This window comes from Demequina sp. NBRC 110053 (assembly GCF_002090095.1).
Taxonomy (GTDB): domain Bacteria; phylum Actinomycetota; class Actinomycetes; order Actinomycetales; family Demequinaceae; genus Demequina.
The window spans coordinates 1,204,736-1,221,892 of sequence record NZ_BBRJ01000002.1; the positions used below are offsets into that span (position 1 = coordinate 1,204,736).

Annotated in this window: 17 protein-coding genes; 9 read left to right on the forward strand and 8 right to left on the reverse strand. The window is 67.9% G+C overall.

Going from position 1 to position 17,157, the window contains the following annotated elements:
• Window positions 1-98 precede the first annotated feature (98 nt).
• The 3 genes from trxB to B7K22_RS05730 all read left to right on the forward strand — a co-directional run bounded on the left by trxB (window position 99) and on the right by B7K22_RS05730 (window position 3,793).
• Window positions 99-1,421 (forward strand): thioredoxin-disulfide reductase, encoded by a 1,323-nt coding sequence (gene trxB, locus B7K22_RS05720; RefSeq protein WP_084039008.1) that lies wholly within the window; start codon window positions 99-101, stop codon window positions 1,419-1,421.
• Window positions 1,422-1,531: 110 nt separating this feature from the next.
• Window positions 1,532-2,833, forward strand: a complete 1,302-nt coding sequence (locus B7K22_RS05725) for a PLP-dependent aminotransferase family protein (RefSeq protein WP_084039009.1) — start codon at window positions 1,532-1,534, stop codon at window positions 2,831-2,833.
• Window positions 2,834-2,863: 30 nt separating this feature from the next.
• Window positions 2,864-3,793, forward strand: coding sequence for an ATP-grasp domain-containing protein (locus B7K22_RS05730; RefSeq protein ID WP_084039010.1), 930 nt, complete (start codon window positions 2,864-2,866; stop codon window positions 3,791-3,793).
• An 89-nt stretch (window positions 3,794-3,882) separates the two neighbouring features.
• Here the strand turns inward: B7K22_RS05730 and B7K22_RS05735 are convergent, their stop codons facing one another.
• The 8 genes from B7K22_RS05735 to rpmH all read right to left on the reverse strand — a co-directional run bounded on the left by B7K22_RS05735 (window position 3,883) and on the right by rpmH (window position 9,278).
• Window positions 3,883-4,893, reverse strand: a complete 1,011-nt coding sequence (locus B7K22_RS05735; RefSeq protein ID WP_084039011.1) for a ParB/RepB/Spo0J family partition protein — start codon at window positions 4,891-4,893, stop codon at window positions 3,883-3,885.
• Window positions 4,890-5,870: a ParA family protein gene (locus B7K22_RS05740; protein ID WP_200807405.1), complete on the reverse strand. Its 981-nt coding sequence runs from the start codon at window positions 5,868-5,870 to the stop codon at window positions 4,890-4,892. The genes B7K22_RS05735 and B7K22_RS05740 overlap by 4 nt, the downstream gene beginning before the upstream one ends.
• 249 nt (window positions 5,871-6,119) lie before the next feature.
• The gene (gene rsmG, locus B7K22_RS05745) at window positions 6,120-6,875 is read right to left on the reverse strand and encodes a 16S rRNA (guanine(527)-N(7))-methyltransferase RsmG (protein WP_084039013.1); all 756 of its coding nucleotides are present in this window, start codon (window positions 6,873-6,875) and stop codon (window positions 6,120-6,122) included.
• Window positions 6,876-6,907: 32 nt separating this feature from the next.
• A complete protein-coding gene (locus tag B7K22_RS05750) occupies window positions 6,908-7,396 on the reverse strand; it encodes a R3H domain-containing nucleic acid-binding protein (protein WP_084039014.1) in 489 nt (162 codons plus the stop codon).
• Window positions 7,396-8,466 carry a membrane protein insertase YidC gene (gene yidC, locus B7K22_RS05755; RefSeq protein WP_084039015.1) on the reverse strand — a complete coding sequence of 357 codons (1,071 nt, stop codon included), beginning with the start codon at window positions 8,464-8,466 and terminating at the stop codon, window positions 7,396-7,398. Before yidC ends, B7K22_RS05750 begins: the two co-directional genes overlap by 1 nt.
• Before the next feature lie 8 nt (window positions 8,467-8,474).
• Window positions 8,475-8,795, reverse strand: a complete 321-nt coding sequence (gene yidD / locus B7K22_RS05760; protein ID WP_084039016.1) for a membrane protein insertion efficiency factor YidD — start codon at window positions 8,793-8,795, stop codon at window positions 8,475-8,477.
• Window positions 8,792-9,118 carry a ribonuclease P protein component gene (gene rnpA / locus B7K22_RS05765; RefSeq protein ID WP_371327655.1) on the reverse strand — a complete coding sequence of 109 codons (327 nt, stop codon included), beginning with the start codon at window positions 9,116-9,118 and terminating at the stop codon, window positions 8,792-8,794. The genes yidD and rnpA overlap by 4 nt, the downstream gene beginning before the upstream one ends.
• Window positions 9,119-9,140: 22 nt before the next feature.
• Window positions 9,141-9,278 carry a 50S ribosomal protein L34 gene (gene rpmH, locus B7K22_RS05770; RefSeq protein WP_084039018.1) on the reverse strand — a complete coding sequence of 46 codons (138 nt, stop codon included), beginning with the start codon at window positions 9,276-9,278 and terminating at the stop codon, window positions 9,141-9,143.
• A 241-nt stretch (window positions 9,279-9,519) separates the two neighbouring features.
• On the opposite strand from rpmH, the gene dnaA reads away from it, so the two are divergent.
• From dnaA to gyrB, 6 genes are all read left to right on the forward strand, one after another.
• Window positions 9,520-10,920, forward strand: a complete 1,401-nt coding sequence (gene dnaA / locus B7K22_RS05775) for a chromosomal replication initiator protein DnaA (protein WP_234983327.1) — start codon at window positions 9,520-9,522, stop codon at window positions 10,918-10,920.
• A gap of 402 nt (window positions 10,921-11,322) precedes the next feature.
• Window positions 11,323-12,450 (forward strand): DNA polymerase III subunit beta, encoded by a 1,128-nt coding sequence (gene dnaN / locus B7K22_RS05780; RefSeq protein WP_084039019.1) that lies wholly within the window; start codon window positions 11,323-11,325, stop codon window positions 12,448-12,450.
• Between the two features lie 5 nt (window positions 12,451-12,455).
• The gene (gene recF, locus B7K22_RS05785) at window positions 12,456-13,634 is read left to right on the forward strand and encodes a DNA replication/repair protein RecF (RefSeq protein ID WP_084039020.1); all 1,179 of its coding nucleotides are present in this window, start codon (window positions 12,456-12,458) and stop codon (window positions 13,632-13,634) included.
• Window positions 13,627-14,184: a DUF721 domain-containing protein gene (locus B7K22_RS05790; RefSeq protein ID WP_084039021.1), complete on the forward strand. Its 558-nt coding sequence runs from the start codon at window positions 13,627-13,629 to the stop codon at window positions 14,182-14,184. Before recF ends, B7K22_RS05790 begins: the two co-directional genes overlap by 8 nt.
• Window positions 14,181-14,963 carry an aminoglycoside phosphotransferase family protein gene (locus tag B7K22_RS05795; protein ID WP_159448776.1) on the forward strand — a complete coding sequence of 261 codons (783 nt, stop codon included), beginning with the start codon at window positions 14,181-14,183 and terminating at the stop codon, window positions 14,961-14,963. The genes B7K22_RS05790 and B7K22_RS05795 overlap by 4 nt, the downstream gene beginning before the upstream one ends.
• A gap of 179 nt (window positions 14,964-15,142) precedes the next feature.
• On the forward strand, window positions 15,143-17,155 hold the full coding sequence (gene gyrB, locus B7K22_RS05800) for a DNA topoisomerase (ATP-hydrolyzing) subunit B (RefSeq protein WP_084039023.1): 2,013 nt from the start codon (window positions 15,143-15,145) through the stop codon (window positions 17,153-17,155).
• The last annotated feature ends 2 nt before the right edge of the window (window positions 17,156-17,157 follow it).

A 17,157-nucleotide genomic window follows, 5' to 3' on the forward strand; every position in this document is an offset into this window, starting at 1 on the left:
GCGTGCATCGGCTGGCTTGGACGGGGAAGAACGTAGCCCTACCATCTGTTACCAAGCCGGGCGCGCCAGCGCCCGACACACGTACGTAAGGACCACCCGTGAGCGACACTCGCACCCTCATCATCGTGGGCTCCGGCCCCGCCGGCTACACCGCCGCCATCTACGCCGCACGCGCGGGCCTCAAGCCCCTGGTCGTCGCGGGCTCCATCACCGCAGGCGGCGCGCTCATGAACACGACCGAGGTCGAGAACTTCCCCGGCTTCGTCGAGGGCATCCAGGGCCCGGAGCTCATGGAGACCCTCCAGGGCCAGGCCGAGCGGTTCGGTGCCGAGATCCTCTTCGACGACGTCACCGAGATGTCGCTCGAGGGCACCGTCAAGACGGTCACGACCGGCATGGGCAAGACGTTCGAGTCCAAGGCCGTGATCCTCGCCACGGGCTCCGCCTACCGCGAGCTGGGTCTCGAGGACGAGAAGCGACTGTCCGGCAAGGGCGTGTCATGGTGCGCGACATGCGACGGGTTCTTCTTCCGCGACCAGGAGGTCGTGGTCGTGGGCGGCGGCGACTCCGCCATGGAGGAGGCGACCTTCCTCACGCGCTTCGCCTCGAAGGTGACGGTCGTCCACCGCCGCGACGAGCTGCGGGCCTCCAAGATCATGGCCGACCGCGCGAAGAACGACCCCAAGATCGAGTTCGCGTGGAACTCCGAGGTTGCGGGACTCGACGGCGACGACAAGCTCGCGGGCGTGCGACTGCGCGACGTGAACTCCGGTGAGGAGCGCGTCGTCCCTGCCACCGGCCTCTTCGTGGCGATCGGCCACATCCCGCGGTCCGAGCTGGTGGCCGGCGTGGTCGACACCGACGCCGAGGGATACGTGCAGGTGGTCGGACGAACCACCGCGACCAACGTCGACGGTGTCTTCGCATGCGGCGACCTGGTCGACAACCGCTACCGCCAGGCGATCACGGCGGCCGGCTCTGGCTGCGCCGCCGCACTCGATGCTCAGCACTTCCTCGACGGCCTGGCCGACGCGGAGGCAGCTGAGACCGTTGCGGCCGCGCCGGTGCCTCAGGAGGCACCTGCCGCGGCCGCTCCTGCGAGCCCCGTGCCCGCGACCGAGGACTCCTTCCAGGACGAGGTCATCAAGTCGGACATCCCCGTGGTGGTGGACTTCTGGGCGACGTGGTGCGGCCCTTGCCGCGCCGTCGCGCCGCTGCTCGATGAGCTGGCGGAGGAGTACTCGGGCCGCATCAAGGTCGTGAAGGTGGACACCGACGCCAACCCGCAGCTCGCGGCGGCCTACGGCGTCACGTCGATCCCGACCATGAACTTCTACAAGGGTGGCGAGGTTGTGAAGTCGGTCGTGGGAGCCAAGCCCAAGCCCGCTCTCGCCGCGCTGTTCGACGAGGTCATCGCCTAGCCGACGCGCCAGGCAGCCAAGGGGCCGGGGCCACCGCAGGTGGCACCGGCCTCTTCGCTTCCTCTCCGAGTCCGCCTCCGCAGCCCGACGAGCATGGGAGACTTGCCCGCATGAGCACGCCTGAGAGCCCCGGCACGCGACTGGACCCCTGGTTCGACTCGTATGCCGCACGCGCTCACGCCATGCGCGCATCGGAGATCCGGGCCCTGTTCTCCGTCGCGAACCGGCCTGAGGTCGTCTCCCTCGCGGGCGGCATGCCCTACATCGGCGGGCTTCCGCTCGAGGAGCTCGCGGAGATGACCAAGCGGCTCGTGCTCGAGCAGGGCGAGGTGGCGCTGCAGTACGGTTCCGGCCAGGGTGACGAGGGCCTGCGCGAGCACATCACGCAGGTGATGGCGCTCGAGGGCATCGACGCCCACGCCGACGACGTCGTGGTGACGACAGGCTCGCAGCAGGCGCTCGACCTCGTCACCAAGATCTTCATCGATCCGGGTGACGTCATCGTGGCGGAGGCGCCGTCCTACGTGGGCGCGCTCGGCGTGTTCCGCGCGCACGAGGCCGAGGTGGTCCACGTGCCCATGGACGCGCACGGGCTGGTGCCCTCAGCCCTCGACAGCACCCTCACACGCCTGCGCAGCGAGGGGCGGCGCGTGAAGTTCCTCTACAGCGTGCCGAACTTCCACAACCCAGGCGGCGTCACGCTATCCCTTGAGCGCCGACCGCAGGTGGTCGAGATCTGCCGGCGCCATGGCGTGCTCATCCTCGAGGACAACCCGTACGGTCTGCTGGGATTCGACTCCGAGCCCTTGCCGGCGATGCGCTCCATGAGCGAGGAGGGCGTGATCTACCTGGGGTCATTCTCGAAGACCTTCGCGCCGGGGTACCGCGTGGGATGGGCCGTGGCGCCCCATGCCGTGCGCGAGAAGCTGGTCCTCGCGTCGGAGGCGGCAATCCTGTGCCCGTCGAACGCCTCCCAGCTGGCCATACGCACCTATCTGGATCATGCCGACTGGAAGGGTCAGATCAAGAAGTTCCGCGAGCAGTACCGCGAACGGCGGGACGCGATGATCGGCGCTCTCGAGGAGCACATCCCCGAGGCCTCGTGGAACGTCCCCGACGGGGGCTTCTACGTGTGGGTGCAGCTGCCCGACGGTCTCGACTCCAAGTCGATGCTGCCGCGCGCCATCACGGCCCGTGTCGCCTACGTCGCCGGCACGGCCTTCTACATGGACGGCTCAGGTGCTTCGCACATGAGACTGTCGTACTGCTACCCGACCCCCGAACGCATCAGGGAGGGCGTGAGGCGCCTGGCGAGCGTGGTGGACGCCGAGCTCGAGGCCGTGCGCATCTTCGGCAACGAGTACCGGCCGGGGCACGGCACCGTCGACTTCCCATCACCCGACCTGGCATGACGGAGTGCCACCAACCCTGGGAGAGCTGACATGGACGTGATCATCCTGGCCGGCGGCCTGTCCCACGAGCGGGACGTCTCCGTCCGCTCGGGTCGCCGGGTGGCGGAGGAGCTGCGGAACCGAGGCATGACCGTCTCCGTCCACGACGTTGACACGAACTTGATACCGACTTTGCGCGAGCATGACGATGCGGTCGTGTGGCCACTGCTGCACGGCGCCTCAGGAGAGGACGGATCGCTCCAGGCACTGCTCGAGCTCACCGGTTCACGATACGTCGGGACACGCTCGCGCGAGGCCCGCGTCGCGTGGGTGAAATCGGTGGCGAAGGCAGTGGTGGCGCGAGACGGCGTGGCGACTCCTGACTACGTCACGCTGCCGCAGTCGCTCTTCCGAGAGGTGGGCGCGGAGCAGGTGCTCGACGCCATCGTCGACCGCTTCAGCCTGCCGCTGGTGGTGAAGCCGGCTCGCGGAGGCTCTGCGCTGGGCGTGACGCTGGTCGAACAGCGTCAGGACCTCGCCCGAGCCATGGTCCACTGCTTCGCCTACGGCGACACCGCGATGATCGAGACGGCCGTGCAAGGCACGGAGGTCGCCGTGTCGGTCATCGGCACCGGAGACGAGGCGCATGCCCTCCCTCCCGTCGAGATCGTGTGCGACGGTCCCTACGACTACGACGCGCGCTACAACCCCGGCCGAGTCGAGTACTTCACGCCCGCACGCCTGGACGAGGACGCCACCCGGGCGGTGACCGAGGCAGCCGTCACCGTCCACCGCCGCCTCGGCCTGCGCGACCTGTCGCGCATCGACATCATCCTCGACGGTGATCGGGCCGCTCACGTGCTCGACATCAACATCGCGCCAGGCCTCACCGAGACATCCCTCTTCCCGCAGGCAGCGCTCGCGCACCACGAGGACCTGGGCGCGCTCTACGAACGCATCGTCCTCGGCGCCGCGAGTTGAGGCGTCAAGCCTGGCAGATGGGCGATCGGTAGCCCGGCCTCCGGGCCGGCTCGCCGGGTCGTCGCCTTCTAGGGCGCCTGCCGGAGACCTCACGACTGCAGGACGCCGGGATCCTCCGGATCGATGATGCCGATGATGCGGTTGAGGTCCTCGACGGACGCGAACTCGATGGTGACCTTGCCGCGCGACCGCCCCAGCTGGACCTTGACGCGTGTATCGAGGCGGTCGCCGAGCCGCGCACCCAGGTCATCCAACGCCGCAGTGCGGCCCCCCGCTCGAACCGTTCCCGCCGTCGGCTTCTTGGGCCCGTCGACACCGAGCGTGACCGCCTCCTCGGTCGCCCGCACCGACAGTCCCTCGGCGACGATGCGCTGGGCGAGGACCTCCATGTCCGCGGCATCCGCCAGCCCCAGCAGGGCCCGCGCATGGCCAGCGCTCAGCACCCCGGCAGCGACACGCTTCTGCACCGGCGCCGGCAACCGCAGCAGGCGCAGCGTGTTGGAGATCTGGGGGCGTGACCGGCTGATGCGATCGGCCAGCTGCTCGTGCGTGATGCCGAAGTCCTCGAGAAGCTGCTGGTACGCGGCCGCCTCCTCAAGTGGGTTCAGCTGACTGCGGTGCAGGTTCTCCACCAGCGCATCGCGCAGCATGTCGGTGTCGTCGGTGTCGCGCACGATGGCCGGGATGAGCTCGAGCCCGGCCTCCTTCGATGCCCGCAGGCGGCGCTCGCCCATGATGAGCTCGTAGCCGTGCCCGTCCGGGTGCGGGCGCACCACGATGGGCTGCAGGACGCCGATCTCCTTGATGGATCCGACGAGCTCGGCGAGCGCCTCGGGATCGAAGACGTCGCGCGGCTGCCGGGGGTTGGGCGTCACTGCATGGGGGTCGATGCTCGCGAAACGCGCGCCTGGCACCGGCACGAGCTCGACGTCGTCAGCGGGCTCCGAGCCCGCGAAGAACACATCCCGCGGTCGTGGTCGTTCGGCCGTCGCCACGGCCGTCGGAGCAGGTTCCACCGTCGTGCCGGGATCCTGGTCCTCGGGCTCGCTCGGGATGAGTGCTCCCAGCCCCCGTCCGAGGCCTCGCTTGGGCTTGCTCACTTGCGCTCTCCTTCAGCCCGTGCGGCGCCGCCGCGCAGAGCGATCTCGCGAGCGACGGCCGCGTACGCGACGGCACCGCTCGAATGGGGGTCGTGGGTGATGACCGTCTGGCCGAAGGACGGGGCCTCCGAGACGCGCACGCTGCGCGGAATGGTCTGATCCAGGGTCTGGTCGGGGAAGTGGGACCGGACCTCGCTCGCCACTTCGCGCGCCAGGTTGGTTCGGGCGTCGAACATCGTGAGGACGATGGTCGAGACCTCCAGATCACGGTTGAGGTGCTTGCGCACCATCTCGACCGTACGGATCAACTGCGTGAGGCCCTCGAGCGCGTAGTACTCGCACTGAATGGGGATGAGGATCTCCTGCGCCACCACCATCGCGTTGAGCGTCAGCAGACCAAGGCTGGGGGGACAGTCGATGAACACATAGTCGAGCTCCTTGCCCGGACCCGCGAGCAGATCGGTCACGGCGGTGTGGAGGCGGAACTCGCGCCTCACCACCGAGACCATCTCGATGTCGGCTCCGGCGAGATCGATGGTCGCTGGCACGCACCACAGTGTGGGGATGTCGGGGCACCGCTGTGCCACCTTCGCCATGGGAACGTCGTCGAGGAGGACATCGTAGATGGAAGGCGTGCCTGAACGGTGGTCGACGCCGAGCGCCGTCGAAGCGTTGCCCTGGGGGTCGGAGTCGATCACGAGCACGTTCGCGCCACGCTTGGCCAGCGCGGCAGCGATGTTCACCGTCGTGGTGGTCTTGCCGACGCCGCCCTTCTGGTTCGAGACGGCGAAGATCCGTGTCTGGGCCGGCCGCGGGAAGTCCGATTCCTCAAGCTCACGCCGCAGGCGTTCGGTCGCGATGAGCTCGTTCGCCAGGGGGCTCCCGTCGTCGTGGCTCAGGCCCCCGTAAACATCGCTCGTTTCACGTGAAACCTTCGAGTCGAGCGCCTCCATCTCTGGGACGGACGCCCGCGACATCGGGGGGACGCGAGCGGTGACTGCAGGCGCACCGGCGTTCTGTTCCATCGCGTCGCTCACTCGAATTCCTTCCATGTTTCACGTGAAACGTCCCGCCCCTGGCCTGACCGAGAGCGGCACTTCGCACGACTCTACCGCGATGCCCCACGCCGGACATCCTGTGGAGAACTCACGGGGAGAACGCCGTTTTCATGCGTGAAGTGGCTGTGGACAAGGCTGGGGACAACCCGTCGCGTCGTGGCGCCGCGATCAGGAGATGCGACTCAGGCGAACCACCGTGGTCGGCTCGACCGACGCGATGGTCGGTGCCGCGTGGACCGTGCCGGTGAGCCCATACCGGCGCAGGACGTACTTCGCGCGCTCGAGTTCGTCGGGCGCGCTGCGACCCTTCAGCAGCACCATCTGACCGCCCGGCGCCAGGAGGGGAGCGCTCCACTTGACCAGCTTGTCGATCGACGCGACGGCTCGCGCGGTGATGACATCGGCCTCGACGACGTCGGACACCTCCTCCGCACGCCCGCGAACCACCGTGACGTTCTCGATCCCACAGCGCTCGCTGGCCTCAGCGAGCCAGGTGGTGCGTCGCTCCATCGGCTCGACGAGCACGATCCGGCGGTCGGGGAGCATGGCAGCGATCACCATGCCCGGCAGCCCGGCTCCAGATCCTATGTCCACGATCACTCCGCTGTCCCTCGCGGAGGTTCCGCTCACCCTGGGCATGGGAGACGGTGAGGAAAGGAACGGCACCACGGCGGCGGAGTTCAGGATGTGCCGTTCCCACAGTCGAGGGACCTCACGGGGCCCGATGAGCCCGCGCAGGACGCCCTGGTCGGCCAACAGCTCCGCGAAGGCCTCGACCCGCTCGTACGCCTCACCAAAGTACTCACAGACAGTCGCCGAGCGGTGCAGAGGGCCGTCAGCTAGCGAGGGCTCCCCGGCGGGTCCGGCGTGCCCTGTCGGCGCAGAGTCGGGACGAGCGCCTCTCCGGGATGAATCGTGGCTCAACGGAACGACCCTTGTTTCACGTGAAACGTCTGTCAGGAGCTTGGGAGGACGACCACGTGGCGGTGCGGATCCTCGCCCTCCGACTCCGATCGCAGGCCCGCCTCCAGCACCACGTCGTGGACGACCTTGCGCTCGAACGCATTCATGGGGGACAGGGAGACGGCATCGCCCGACTCCTGGACTCTGGCGATGGCCTCCCGCGCCTGCTCTGCGAGACGCTCGCGTCGGCCGGCGCGGAAGTCGGCGATGTCGAGCATGAGGCGGCTGAGCTCGCCAGTCTCGGACTGCACCGCGAGTCGGGCGAGGTCCTGGAGCGCGTCGAGCACCTCGCCCTCCGGTCCGACCAGGCGCTTGAGGTCCTGCGACGGACCATCCGCGACGATGGCGACCTTCGCGCGACCGGCCTCGACGGAGATGTCGATGTCTCCATCCATGTCGAGGATGTCCAGCAGCTCCTCGAGGAAGTCCGCGGCGACGTCGCCCTCGGCCTCGAGGCTCTTGACGTTCTCAGAGTCACTCATCACTTGTCCTTGCTGGTAGTCGAGTCGCCGGTGGTGGAATCGTCTGCGCGGCCGTCGCCGTCGCTGTCAGGCAGCTCGACGGTGCTCTCGCTGGGAGCTCCTGCCTTCGCCTGACCCTTCTTGCGTTGGGACCGAGACCCGCCCTTCTTAGGCTGCTGCCGCTGTCCCGTCTTGGGCGCCTCGATGGCCGTGGTGTCCGTGGCCGTGCCCTCGATCACCTGGCCATTGCGCTTGGCCTTCTCCGCCTGGCGCTGCTTGAGGAGCCGTTCGGCCTCCGAGCCGGGAGTGGGGTTGCGCCGGATCACATAGAACTGCTGGCCCATGGTCCAGAGGTTGGTGGTGGTCCAATAGATGAGGACTCCGACCGGGAAGTTCGGGCCGGTGACGACGAAGATGAAGGGCAGCGCGTACATGAGGATCTTCTGCTGCTGCGCCATGGGACCCTCGAGGGCCGCGGCCGGCATGTTCTTCTGCGTGAGCTGGCGCTGCGTGAGGAAGGTCGTCGCGACCATGGCGACGATCAGCACCGCGGAGACGATCTTCGCGGCCGCTCCCTGGGAACTGATGAACGTCTCCGACAGCTGCGCACCAAAGATCGTCGCGTCGTGTCCCTGCTCGGCGAGCTCGGGCGTCAGCCAACCGATGCCCTCGTAGCTGCCGTCCGGCTGGGGGTTCATCTTGTAGTTGAGCACCCGGAAGAGAGCGAAGAAGATCGGTGCCTGGACGAGGATCGGCAGACAGGAGGCGAAGGGGTTGGTCTTGTGCTTGGAGTACAGCTCCATCGTCTCGCGGCTCATCGCCTCCCGCGATGCCTGATCCTTCTTGCCCTTGTACTTGTTCTGGATCGCCTTCAGCTCCGGCGCGATCACCTGCATCGCACGAGACGCCTTGATCTGCTTCACGAAGAGCGGGATCAGGAGGATGCGGATCGTCACCACCAGGCCGACGATCGACAGGGTCCAGGCCCAGCCCGACCCGCTGTCCAGGCCCAGCCAGGTGAAGAGGGTGTGCCAGGCCACCATGATGTTGGCGACCACCCATTCAAGAGGGAAGAGGATCGTATCGAGCACAGCGGTCCTTAGATCGAGGTGAGCGACGCGTCAGCGTCAGGAGAAGTGTGAGTGTGGCGACGGAACAGGGGTTCGCCGGCGTGTGGAACATCGTCGACTCCGCCGTGGCTCCATGGGTTGCATCGCAGCACGCGCCAGGCGGCGAGCACGACCCCCGTGACGGCGCCGTGTCTGCGCACCGCTTCGAGCCCATAGTGCGAGCAGGACGGGTAGTACTTGCAACGGGGACCTAGCAGGGGCGACACCGTCACCTGGTACGCACGGATCAGCCCGATGAGCACAAGGCGGGGCACCGCGGCGACGGCGCTGACCGCGCGAGCACCGCTCATGCCAGGGCCGCCTTGCGAACAGCCGTGGCGAGCGCGTCGCTCACGTCGCTCGCGAGCTGCACGAACCCGACCTCGGCTGCGCGGGGGAGCGCCCGCACCACCACCGCTGACCCGCGCGGGAGCTGGGGCAGCTCATCGCGCATGACGGCGCGGAGGCGCCGCTTCACACGATTGCGTACCACCGCACCTCCCACGGCCTTGGATACAGCGAAACCGGCCACGCTGTCAGCCTGGCCGGTTTGCCTCACGTACACGACGATGGTTCGCCGGCCGCTCCTGGAGCCCTGGCGCATCGCGGCTGTGAAGTCCGCGGCGTCCGTCATCCGGGAACGGGCCGGCAGCACCTTACGCCGAGAGCTTGTCGCGACCCTTGCGACGGCGCGATGCGAGGATCGAGCGTCCGGCGCGGGTGCGCATGCGAAGGCGGAAGCCGTGCGTCTTGGCACGCTTGCGGTTGTTCGGCTGGAAAGTCCGCTTGCTCACGGGTCACTCCACAATAAGTCTGGTCAGGTACGGGTAGAACAGCGCACTAACGTTACGCGCGCACAGCGCTGCGGTCAAATCACCTCGAGCGCATTGGACGCGCGCCCCGAACAGGATAGGCTCCACCATCACGGGGCCGCGACCTGTGAGCGACACGCCGTGGTGCCGGTAACGAACAGGTGACATTGTCTCAACCGCCTGTGCACAACCATGTGGAGAACGCCGCAGAAGAGGAGCGTCGATGGCTGTTCAGCCCGGCACCGAGTCGATGGACGAGGTGTGGACCCGAACGCTCGCCATCCTCCAGGACAGTTCCGAGGTGACGGCGCAGCACCGCAGCTTCATCCGCCTCATCAAGCCGCTCGCGATCGTCGAGACCAATGTCTTCCTGGCCGTCCGCGAGGAGTTCACCAAGACCTACGTCGAGAACACCATCCGCGACCTGGTCACCAGGGCCCTGTCGGAGGCGCTGGGCCGAGACGTCAGGATCGCGGTGACGGTCGACGCCTCGGTCAGCCCGCCCGAGCCGACCGCGCTCGAGGACGACCACGAGCCGGTGCCACCGCGCCAGCAGCGCCGGGAGGTCACGCCGCCGCCTGCGGCCATCGAGGACCCCCATCTCAACCCTCGGTACACCTTCGACACGTTCGTCATCGGCTCCTCGAACCGGTTCGCCCACGCGGCTGCACTCGCCGTCGCTGAGTCGCCTGGCAAGACCTACAACCCGCTGTTCATCTACGGCGACTCCGGGCTGGGCAAGACCCACCTCCTGCACGCCATCGGCCACTACACCAGGCATCTCAAGCCGCAGACGCGCGTGCGATACGTGAACTCCGAGGAGTTCACCAACGACTTCATCAACTCGATCCGTGACGATCAGTCGCTCAGCTTCAAGCGCACCTATCGGGAGGTGGACGTCCTCCTCATCGACGATATCCAGTTCCTGCAGGGCAAGGAGCAGACGCTCGAGGAGTTCTTCCACACGTTCAATGCGCTGCACAACGCGGGCAAGCACGTGGTCATCACCTCTGATGTCAGCCCACGCAACCTCGACGGCATCGAGGAGCGCATGCGCACCCGCTTCGAGTGGGGCCTGATGACGGACGTCCAGCCTCCCGACCTCGAGACGCGCATCGCGATCCTGCGCAAGAAGGCCGCCGCGGATGACGTGCAGGCGCCGCCAGACGTGCTCGAGTACATCGCCTCCAACATCACCAGCAACATTCGCGAGCTCGAGGGTGCGCTGATCCGCGTCACCGCGTTCGCCGCGCTCAACAAGCAGCCTGTCGACCTGTCGCTCGCGCAGGTGGTCCTGAAGGATCTGATCTCCGACGATGACTCCGAGATCACCGCCTCCTCGATCATCGGCACCACGGCGGACTACTTCGGCATCTCGATGGAGGAGCTGACGGGCACGTCGCGCAGCCGCGTCTACGTGACGGCACGTCAGATCGCCATGTACCTGTGCCGGCAGCTCACCGACCTGTCGCTGCCCAAGATCGGCGAGCACTTTGGCGGCAAGGACCACACCACCGTGATGTACGCGGTCAAGAAGGTCGAGGACCAGATCGCCCAGCGCCGTCAGATGTACAACCAGGTCAACGAGATCCACGCGCGCATCAAGCAGCAGTCCCGCGCCTGACCTGGCAGCCGCCGCGTCGCACCCGCAAGGAGCTGCCGCGAACTTCACACCTGTGGAAAAACCTGTGAATGGCCGTGGACAACACGGTCGATCCACAGGGAGGAATCTGTGGACCATTCATCGTCACCTGTGAATGACACATCCGCATCCACGCCCTGCACGGCGCGATCCCGCGCTCGCTCCCCAGGATTCTCACATCGGAGAGTGAGCGAATACCAGGGATGCGAAGAGTTCTCCCCAGATTCCACCGGACCTATGACGACTACTCACTCTTGTCATTCACCATTCATCCCGATCGACCTTCATGACGCTCAGCGCCTCGTTCGCGGCGACCGCCGCGAATGCCCTTCGGATGTGGGAGCGTTGGCGTAGTCTGTGCGACAGCAAACGAGGAGCGCATCAATGAAATTCTCTGTCGACCGCGACGTGCTGGCCGATGCCGTCGCGTGGGTATCGCGTGCCGTGCCGGCACGCCCGCCCGTGCCGGTGCTCGCAGGCGTGCGCATCACGGCCGATGCGTCGGGCGAGGTGTCGCTCGCGAGCTTCGACTACGAGGTCTCGGCTCGCGGTTCCTTCGCCGCTGACGTCGACCAGGCCGGCGAGGTGCTCGTGTCTGGTCGACTCCTGAAGGAGATCGCCAACGCCCTGCCGCACAAGCCGGTCGAGTTCTCGCTCGCCGGCTCGAAGGTCTCCGTCACCTGCGGCGCCTCTCGCTTCACGCTCGCGACCATGCCGGTCGATCAATACCCCGCTCTGCCCGAGCTGCCCGATCACTCCGGGACGATCGACGGCGCCGAGTTCCAGCGCGCTGTCTCCCAGGTCACGGTCGCGGCGTCCCGAGATGAGACGCTGCCGATCCTCACCGGTGTGCGCATGGAGATCGAGGGGTCCCACATCTCCCTTCTCGCCACCGACCGCTACCGGCTGGCGCTGCGCGAGCTGACGTGGAAGCCGTCGAGCTCCGACGCATCCTCCGTCGCCCTCGTGCGAGCGCGCACGCTGGGCGACACGGCGAAGGCGCTCGGCGCGGGCGAGGTCACGGTCGCGCTGAGCTCGGGCCAGGGCGTCGACCTGGTGGGCTTCGAGGCCGCAGGGCTGACCACCACGTCGCTGCTCATGGACGGCGACTATCCCCAGGTTCGTCGGCTCTTCCCCGACGAGAGCCCCATCAAGGCGGTGGTGAAGACCACCGACCTGATCGAGGCGACCCGACGCGTGTCCTTGGTCGCCGAGCGCAACTCGTCGGTGCGCCTGGCCTTCGCGGAGGGCGAGGTCACCCTCGATGCGGGGCAGAGCGACGACGCGCAGGCGTCGGAGGCTCTCGAATGCGAGCTCGACGGTGACGCGATCACGGTGGCATTCAACCCGCAGTACCTCCTCGACGGGCTGGGTGCTCTCAACGCCGAGTACGTGCAGCTGGGCTTCACGCAGGAGACCAAGCCCGTCGAGTTCGTGGGGCTCGACAAGCCAGGCGGCGACACCCAGACCGAGTTCCGCTATCTGCTGGTGCCCATCCGCATCCAGTCGTAGCGCCCATGCGCGTCACGCACCTGCACCTGGTCGACTTCCGCTCGTACGCGGATGAGGAGATCGAGTTCGGGCCGCGCGTCACCACGCTGGTGGGCCGCAACGGGCAGGGCAAGACCAACGTGGTCGAGGCGGTCCGCTACCTGTCGACGCTGTCCTCGCACCGGGTCGCGGCCGATGCACCGCTCATCAGGGCTGGCACTGAAAGGGCCGTGGTGAGGGCGCGTGTCGAGAAGTCGGGTCGGTCGCTCGCGCTCGAGGTGACGCTGAACCCGGGCAAGGCCAACACCGCCCGCATCGGTCGCGCCGCAGCGAAGCCCCGCGATCTGCTGGGCGTGCTGCGCACGGTGGTCTTCGCGCCCGAGGATCTCGCGCTCGTCAAGGGTGACCCCGCCGGCCGGCGCGCCTTCATGGACGAGCTGTGCGTCGCGCTGCAGCCCGCGCTCGCGGGCGACCTCTCGGACTACGACAGAGTGCTCCGTCAGCGTTCGAGCATGCTGAAGACCGCGAAGAACGCTCGCGGAGATCTCACGATGCTCGACATCTGGGACGAGAAGCTGGCACACCTGGGAGGCCGCATCCTCGCCGCCCGGCTGCGAGCCGTCCGGGCGCTCGCGCCGCACGTCGTCGACGCCTATGCCGCAGTCGCACCCGAGGGTGGAGAGTGTGCGATCTCCTACTCGACCAGCCTTGCCGACCACGAGGCATGGGAGGCGGACGCGCCTGCCGCCACCCTCGCATCGGCCCTGCTGTCGCGGCTCCAGGACGTGAGGGACAAGGAGATCGAGCGCGGCGTGACCCTCGCCGGACCGCATCGGGACGATCTCGAGGTCCGGCTCGGCGACCTGCCTGCCAAGGGGTATGCGAGCCACGGGGAGTCGTGGTCGTGCGCGCTCGCGCTACGCCTCGGCACCTATGCGCTGCTCACCGCGGACGGCGGTCCGGACGACCAGGACGACGGCGAGCCGGTGCTCATCCTCGACGACGTCTTCGCCGAGCTCGACACCGGCCGGCGGGACGCGCTCGCGGCTCGGCTGTCCGACGCGAGCCAGGTGCTCATCACGGCCGCAGTCGCCTCAGACGTTCCCGAGGCGATGAAGGGTCAGGTGCTCACCGTCGCAGACGGCGCCGTGACCGGCGACTCGTCGCAGACGACGGCCGATGCGCTGGCTGAGGACCATGCCTGACGCGCCCGACGCGCCCGACGCGCCCGACGCGCGGGACGCAGCCGCCGATGCCAAGGCGGGTGCCGACCTGGCGCGGCAGGCGATGGAGCGAACCCGCGCATCGGCCCGCGAGAGAGGTGCCTATCGCACCGCCCCCAAGGCCGCGCGCAGGCAGCGCGATCAGAAGAGGCGCGAGTCGCAGCCGTTCAGCGCAGGGCGCGACCCTGCGCCGATGTCCGACGCCGTCGATGCGCTGCTGCGCCGCATGGGCTGGACCGAGCAGGTCGAGGTGTCCGGCGTGACGGGCAGGTGGCGCGAGGTCGTGGGCGACCAGATCGCCGACCATTGCGAGCCTCTCAGCTTCGACGAGGGTGTGCTCACGGTGAAGGCGAGCTCGACCGCATGGGCGACCCAGCTGGGCATCATGTCCGGCCAGATTCGCCACCGCATCAATGAGGAGTTCGGCCGCGACATCGTGCGCGAGCTCAAGGTGCTGGGGCCTACGGCACGGTCGTGGGTCCGCGGCCAGCGCCGCGTTCCCGGCCGCGGCCCGCGGGATACGTACGGGTGACCGCGTGGACGGAGGGCGAGGAGGTCGCGCGCGGCGCGACCGCCGTGGTGCGCCGCGGACGGCCGGGCACGGTCGTGAAGACCTTCGAGCCGTCGATTCCTGCGATGGTCGCCGGCCTCGAGGACCGCTCCACGCGGATCGCGATGGCAGCGGGACTGCCGGTCGCGCCGCTGCTCGAGTCGGATCTCGCAGCCGAGCCGCCCACTCTCACCTTCGCGTACGTCGAGGGCGAGCACCTCGATGAGCGTGCCGGCATCATCGGTCCGGCCGGCGTGGGGGCCGCGCTCGCCGACCTCCATGACCTGATCCACCGCTGCGATCCTGCAGATGCGGTGCGCGTCGAGGACTTCCTCGGTCACCAGATCCGGGCCGTCGACCTCCCTGAGAGGGTCCGCGCCGCGGTGCTCGGCGAGCTCGATCGGCTCGCGGCGAGCGAGGTCAGGGTCCTCTGCCACATGGACCTGCACCCCCACAATGTGCTGTGGGCCGCCGGGCCGGTCATCATCGACTGGACGGATGGGATGGCGGCGCCACGCACGGCAGACGTCGCTCGAACGCGCCTGCTGCTGGCGAGCGAGGTCCACTACGACCCTCCCGAGACACCGCAGGAGCTTGCCGCGACGCTCGCCGGGTACGAGACGAGGATCGAGGAGCTGTCGCCGGGGATCGTCCACCGCTCCCGAGCGTGGGACGCTGTCGTGGCGGCCGCGCGGCTCGACGAGAGACCCCCGGCATCCGAGCGAGCCGAGCTGCTCGCCCGGTTGGGCGTCACCGCGTGACCCAAGGGCGCATCGGCGGCAGGAAAGGGGAGCACCCGAGGCACCTCGAAAAGTCAAGCCCTGCCGATGTCCACAAAGGGCCTCCAGTAGCCCCAGATCGGCCCTAGAACCGTCTAGAATGGTCTGCAGTACACCGCGTCCCGTCTGAGGCCGCGAGAGTCCCGTGAAAGGCGAAATCTGTGGCCGACACTGACGCGCAGGCGGCTCAGCCTGCCTACGGCGCTGAGAACATCACCGTCCTGGAGGGCCTCGAGGCCGTCCGCAAGCGCCCCGGCATGTACATCGGTTCGACGGGCGAGCGCGGCCTGCACCACCTGGTCTACGAGGTCGTCGACAACTCGGTCGACGAGGCCCTCGCCGGACACTGCGACACCATCACCGTCACCCTGCAACAGGATGGCGGCGTGCGCGTGACCGACAACGGTCGCGGCATCCCTGTGGACATCCACCCCACCGAGGGCAAGCCCACCGTCGAGGTCGTCATGACGATCCTGCACGCGGGCGGCAAGTTCGGCGGCGGCGGCTACGCCGTCTCGGGCGGCCTGCACGGCGTGGGCATCTCCGTGGTCAACGCGCTGTCGTCGCGAGTGGAGACGGTCGTCAAGCGCCAGGGCCACGTGTGGTCGCAGACCTTCGCCGACGGCGGCAAGCCTCAGGGCACCCTCGAGAAGGGAGAGGCGACCGACGAGACCGGCACGCAGCAGACCTTCTGGGCCGACGACTCGATCTTCGAGACCACCGTCTACGACTTCGAGACGCTGCGCGCGCGCTTCCAGCAGATGGCGTTCCTCAACAAGGGCCTGTCCATCACGCTGACCGATGAGCGCCCCGAGCACATCTCGCCCTCCGAGGACCTCGACGAGGAGGGAGACGAGGACGCCCCCACGTCGCGCTCGGTGACCTACCGCTACGACGGCGGACTGGTCGACTACGTCTCCCACCTCAACGACACCAAGAAGGCGGAGCTCGTGCACGCCGAGGTGATCTCTCTCGAGGCCGAGGACACCGAGAAGAAGGTGTCGCTCGAGATGGCGATGCAGTGGACCAATGCGTACTCCGAGTCCGTGTTCACGTATGCGAACACCATCGCCACCACCGAGGGCGGCACCCACGAGGAGGGCTTCCGCGCCGCGCTGACCTCGCTCATCAACCGCTACGCCCGTGACAAGGCGATCCTCAAGGACAAGGACGACAACCTCACGGGCGACGACGTCCGCGAGGGCCTGACCGCCGTCATCTCGGTCAAGCTCGGAGAGCCGCAGTTCGAGGGCCAGACCAAGACCAAGCTGGGCAACACCGAGGCCAAGACGTTCGTGCAGAAGGTCGTGGGCGAGCAGCTCACCGACTGGTTCGACGCCCACCCGAACGAGGCCAAGGAGGTCATCCGCAAGGCGATGCAGGCCTCGCAGGCGCGCATCGCCGCCCGCAAGGCCCGCGAGGCCACCCGCCGCAAGGGCCTGCTCGAGTCCGGGGGCATGCCGGGCAAGCTGCGCGACTGCTCCTCGAAGGACCCGTCGATCTCGGAGATCTTCCTGGTCGAGGGCGACTCGGCCGGAGGCTCGGCGGTGCGTGGCCGCAACCCCGCGACCCAGGCGATCCTGCCGCTGCGCGGCAAGGTCCTCAACGTCGAGCGCGCCCGGCTCGACAAGGCGTTGGCCAACACCGAGATCCAGGCGCTGTTCACCGCTTTCGGATCGGGCATCGGCGACGAGTTCGACATCGAGAAGTCGCGGTACCACAAGATCGTGCTGATGGCCGATGCCGACGTCGACGGCCAGCACATCCGCACCCTGCTGCTCACGGTGCTGTTCCGCTACATGCGCCCGCTCATCGAGGCCGGTTACGTGTACCTCGCGCAGCCACCGCTGTACAAGATCAAGTGGTCCAACGCGGACCACGACTACGTCTTCACTGACCGGGAGCGCGACGCAGTCCTGAAGGATGGCCTGGCCAACGGGAAGAAGATCCCCAAGGACAACGGCATCCAGCGCTACAAGGGCCTGGGCGAGATGGACTACTCCGAGCTGTGGGAGACCACCATGGACCCGGAGACCCGCACCCTCATGCAGATCACCATGGACGACGCCGCCCTCGCGGACGAGACCTTCTCGATCCTCATGGGCGAGGACGTCGAGTCCCGCCGCAACTTCATTCAGCGCAACGCGAAGGACGTGAGGTTCCTTGACATCTGAGA

Coding starts and splice junctions, on each gene's coding strand:
- B7K22_RS05730 (WP_084039010.1), top strand. CDS start 2,864: ATGGACGTGATCATCCTGGCCGGCGGCCTGTCCCACGAGCGGGACGTC.
- dnaA (WP_234983327.1), top strand. CDS start 9,520: ATGGCTGTTCAGCCCGGCACCGAGTCGATGGACGAGGTGTGGACCCGA.
- B7K22_RS05740 (WP_200807405.1), bottom strand. CDS start 5,870: ATGTCGCGGGCGTCCGTCCCAGAGATGGAGGCGCTCGACTCGAAGGTT.
- rnpA (WP_371327655.1), bottom strand. CDS start 9,118: ATGACGGACGCCGCGGACTTCACAGCCGCGATGCGCCAGGGCTCCAGG.
- B7K22_RS05790 (WP_084039021.1), top strand. CDS start 13,627: ATGCCTGACGCGCCCGACGCGCCCGACGCGCCCGACGCGCGGGACGCA.
- dnaN (WP_084039019.1), top strand. CDS start 11,323: ATGAAATTCTCTGTCGACCGCGACGTGCTGGCCGATGCCGTCGCGTGG.
- B7K22_RS05725 (WP_084039009.1), top strand. CDS start 1,532: ATGAGCACGCCTGAGAGCCCCGGCACGCGACTGGACCCCTGGTTCGAC.
- recF (WP_084039020.1), top strand. CDS start 12,456: ATGCGCGTCACGCACCTGCACCTGGTCGACTTCCGCTCGTACGCGGAT.
- B7K22_RS05750 (WP_084039014.1), bottom strand. CDS start 7,396: ATGAGTGACTCTGAGAACGTCAAGAGCCTCGAGGCCGAGGGCGACGTC.
- yidD (WP_084039016.1), bottom strand. CDS start 8,795: ATGAGCGGTGCTCGCGCGGTCAGCGCCGTCGCCGCGGTGCCCCGCCTT.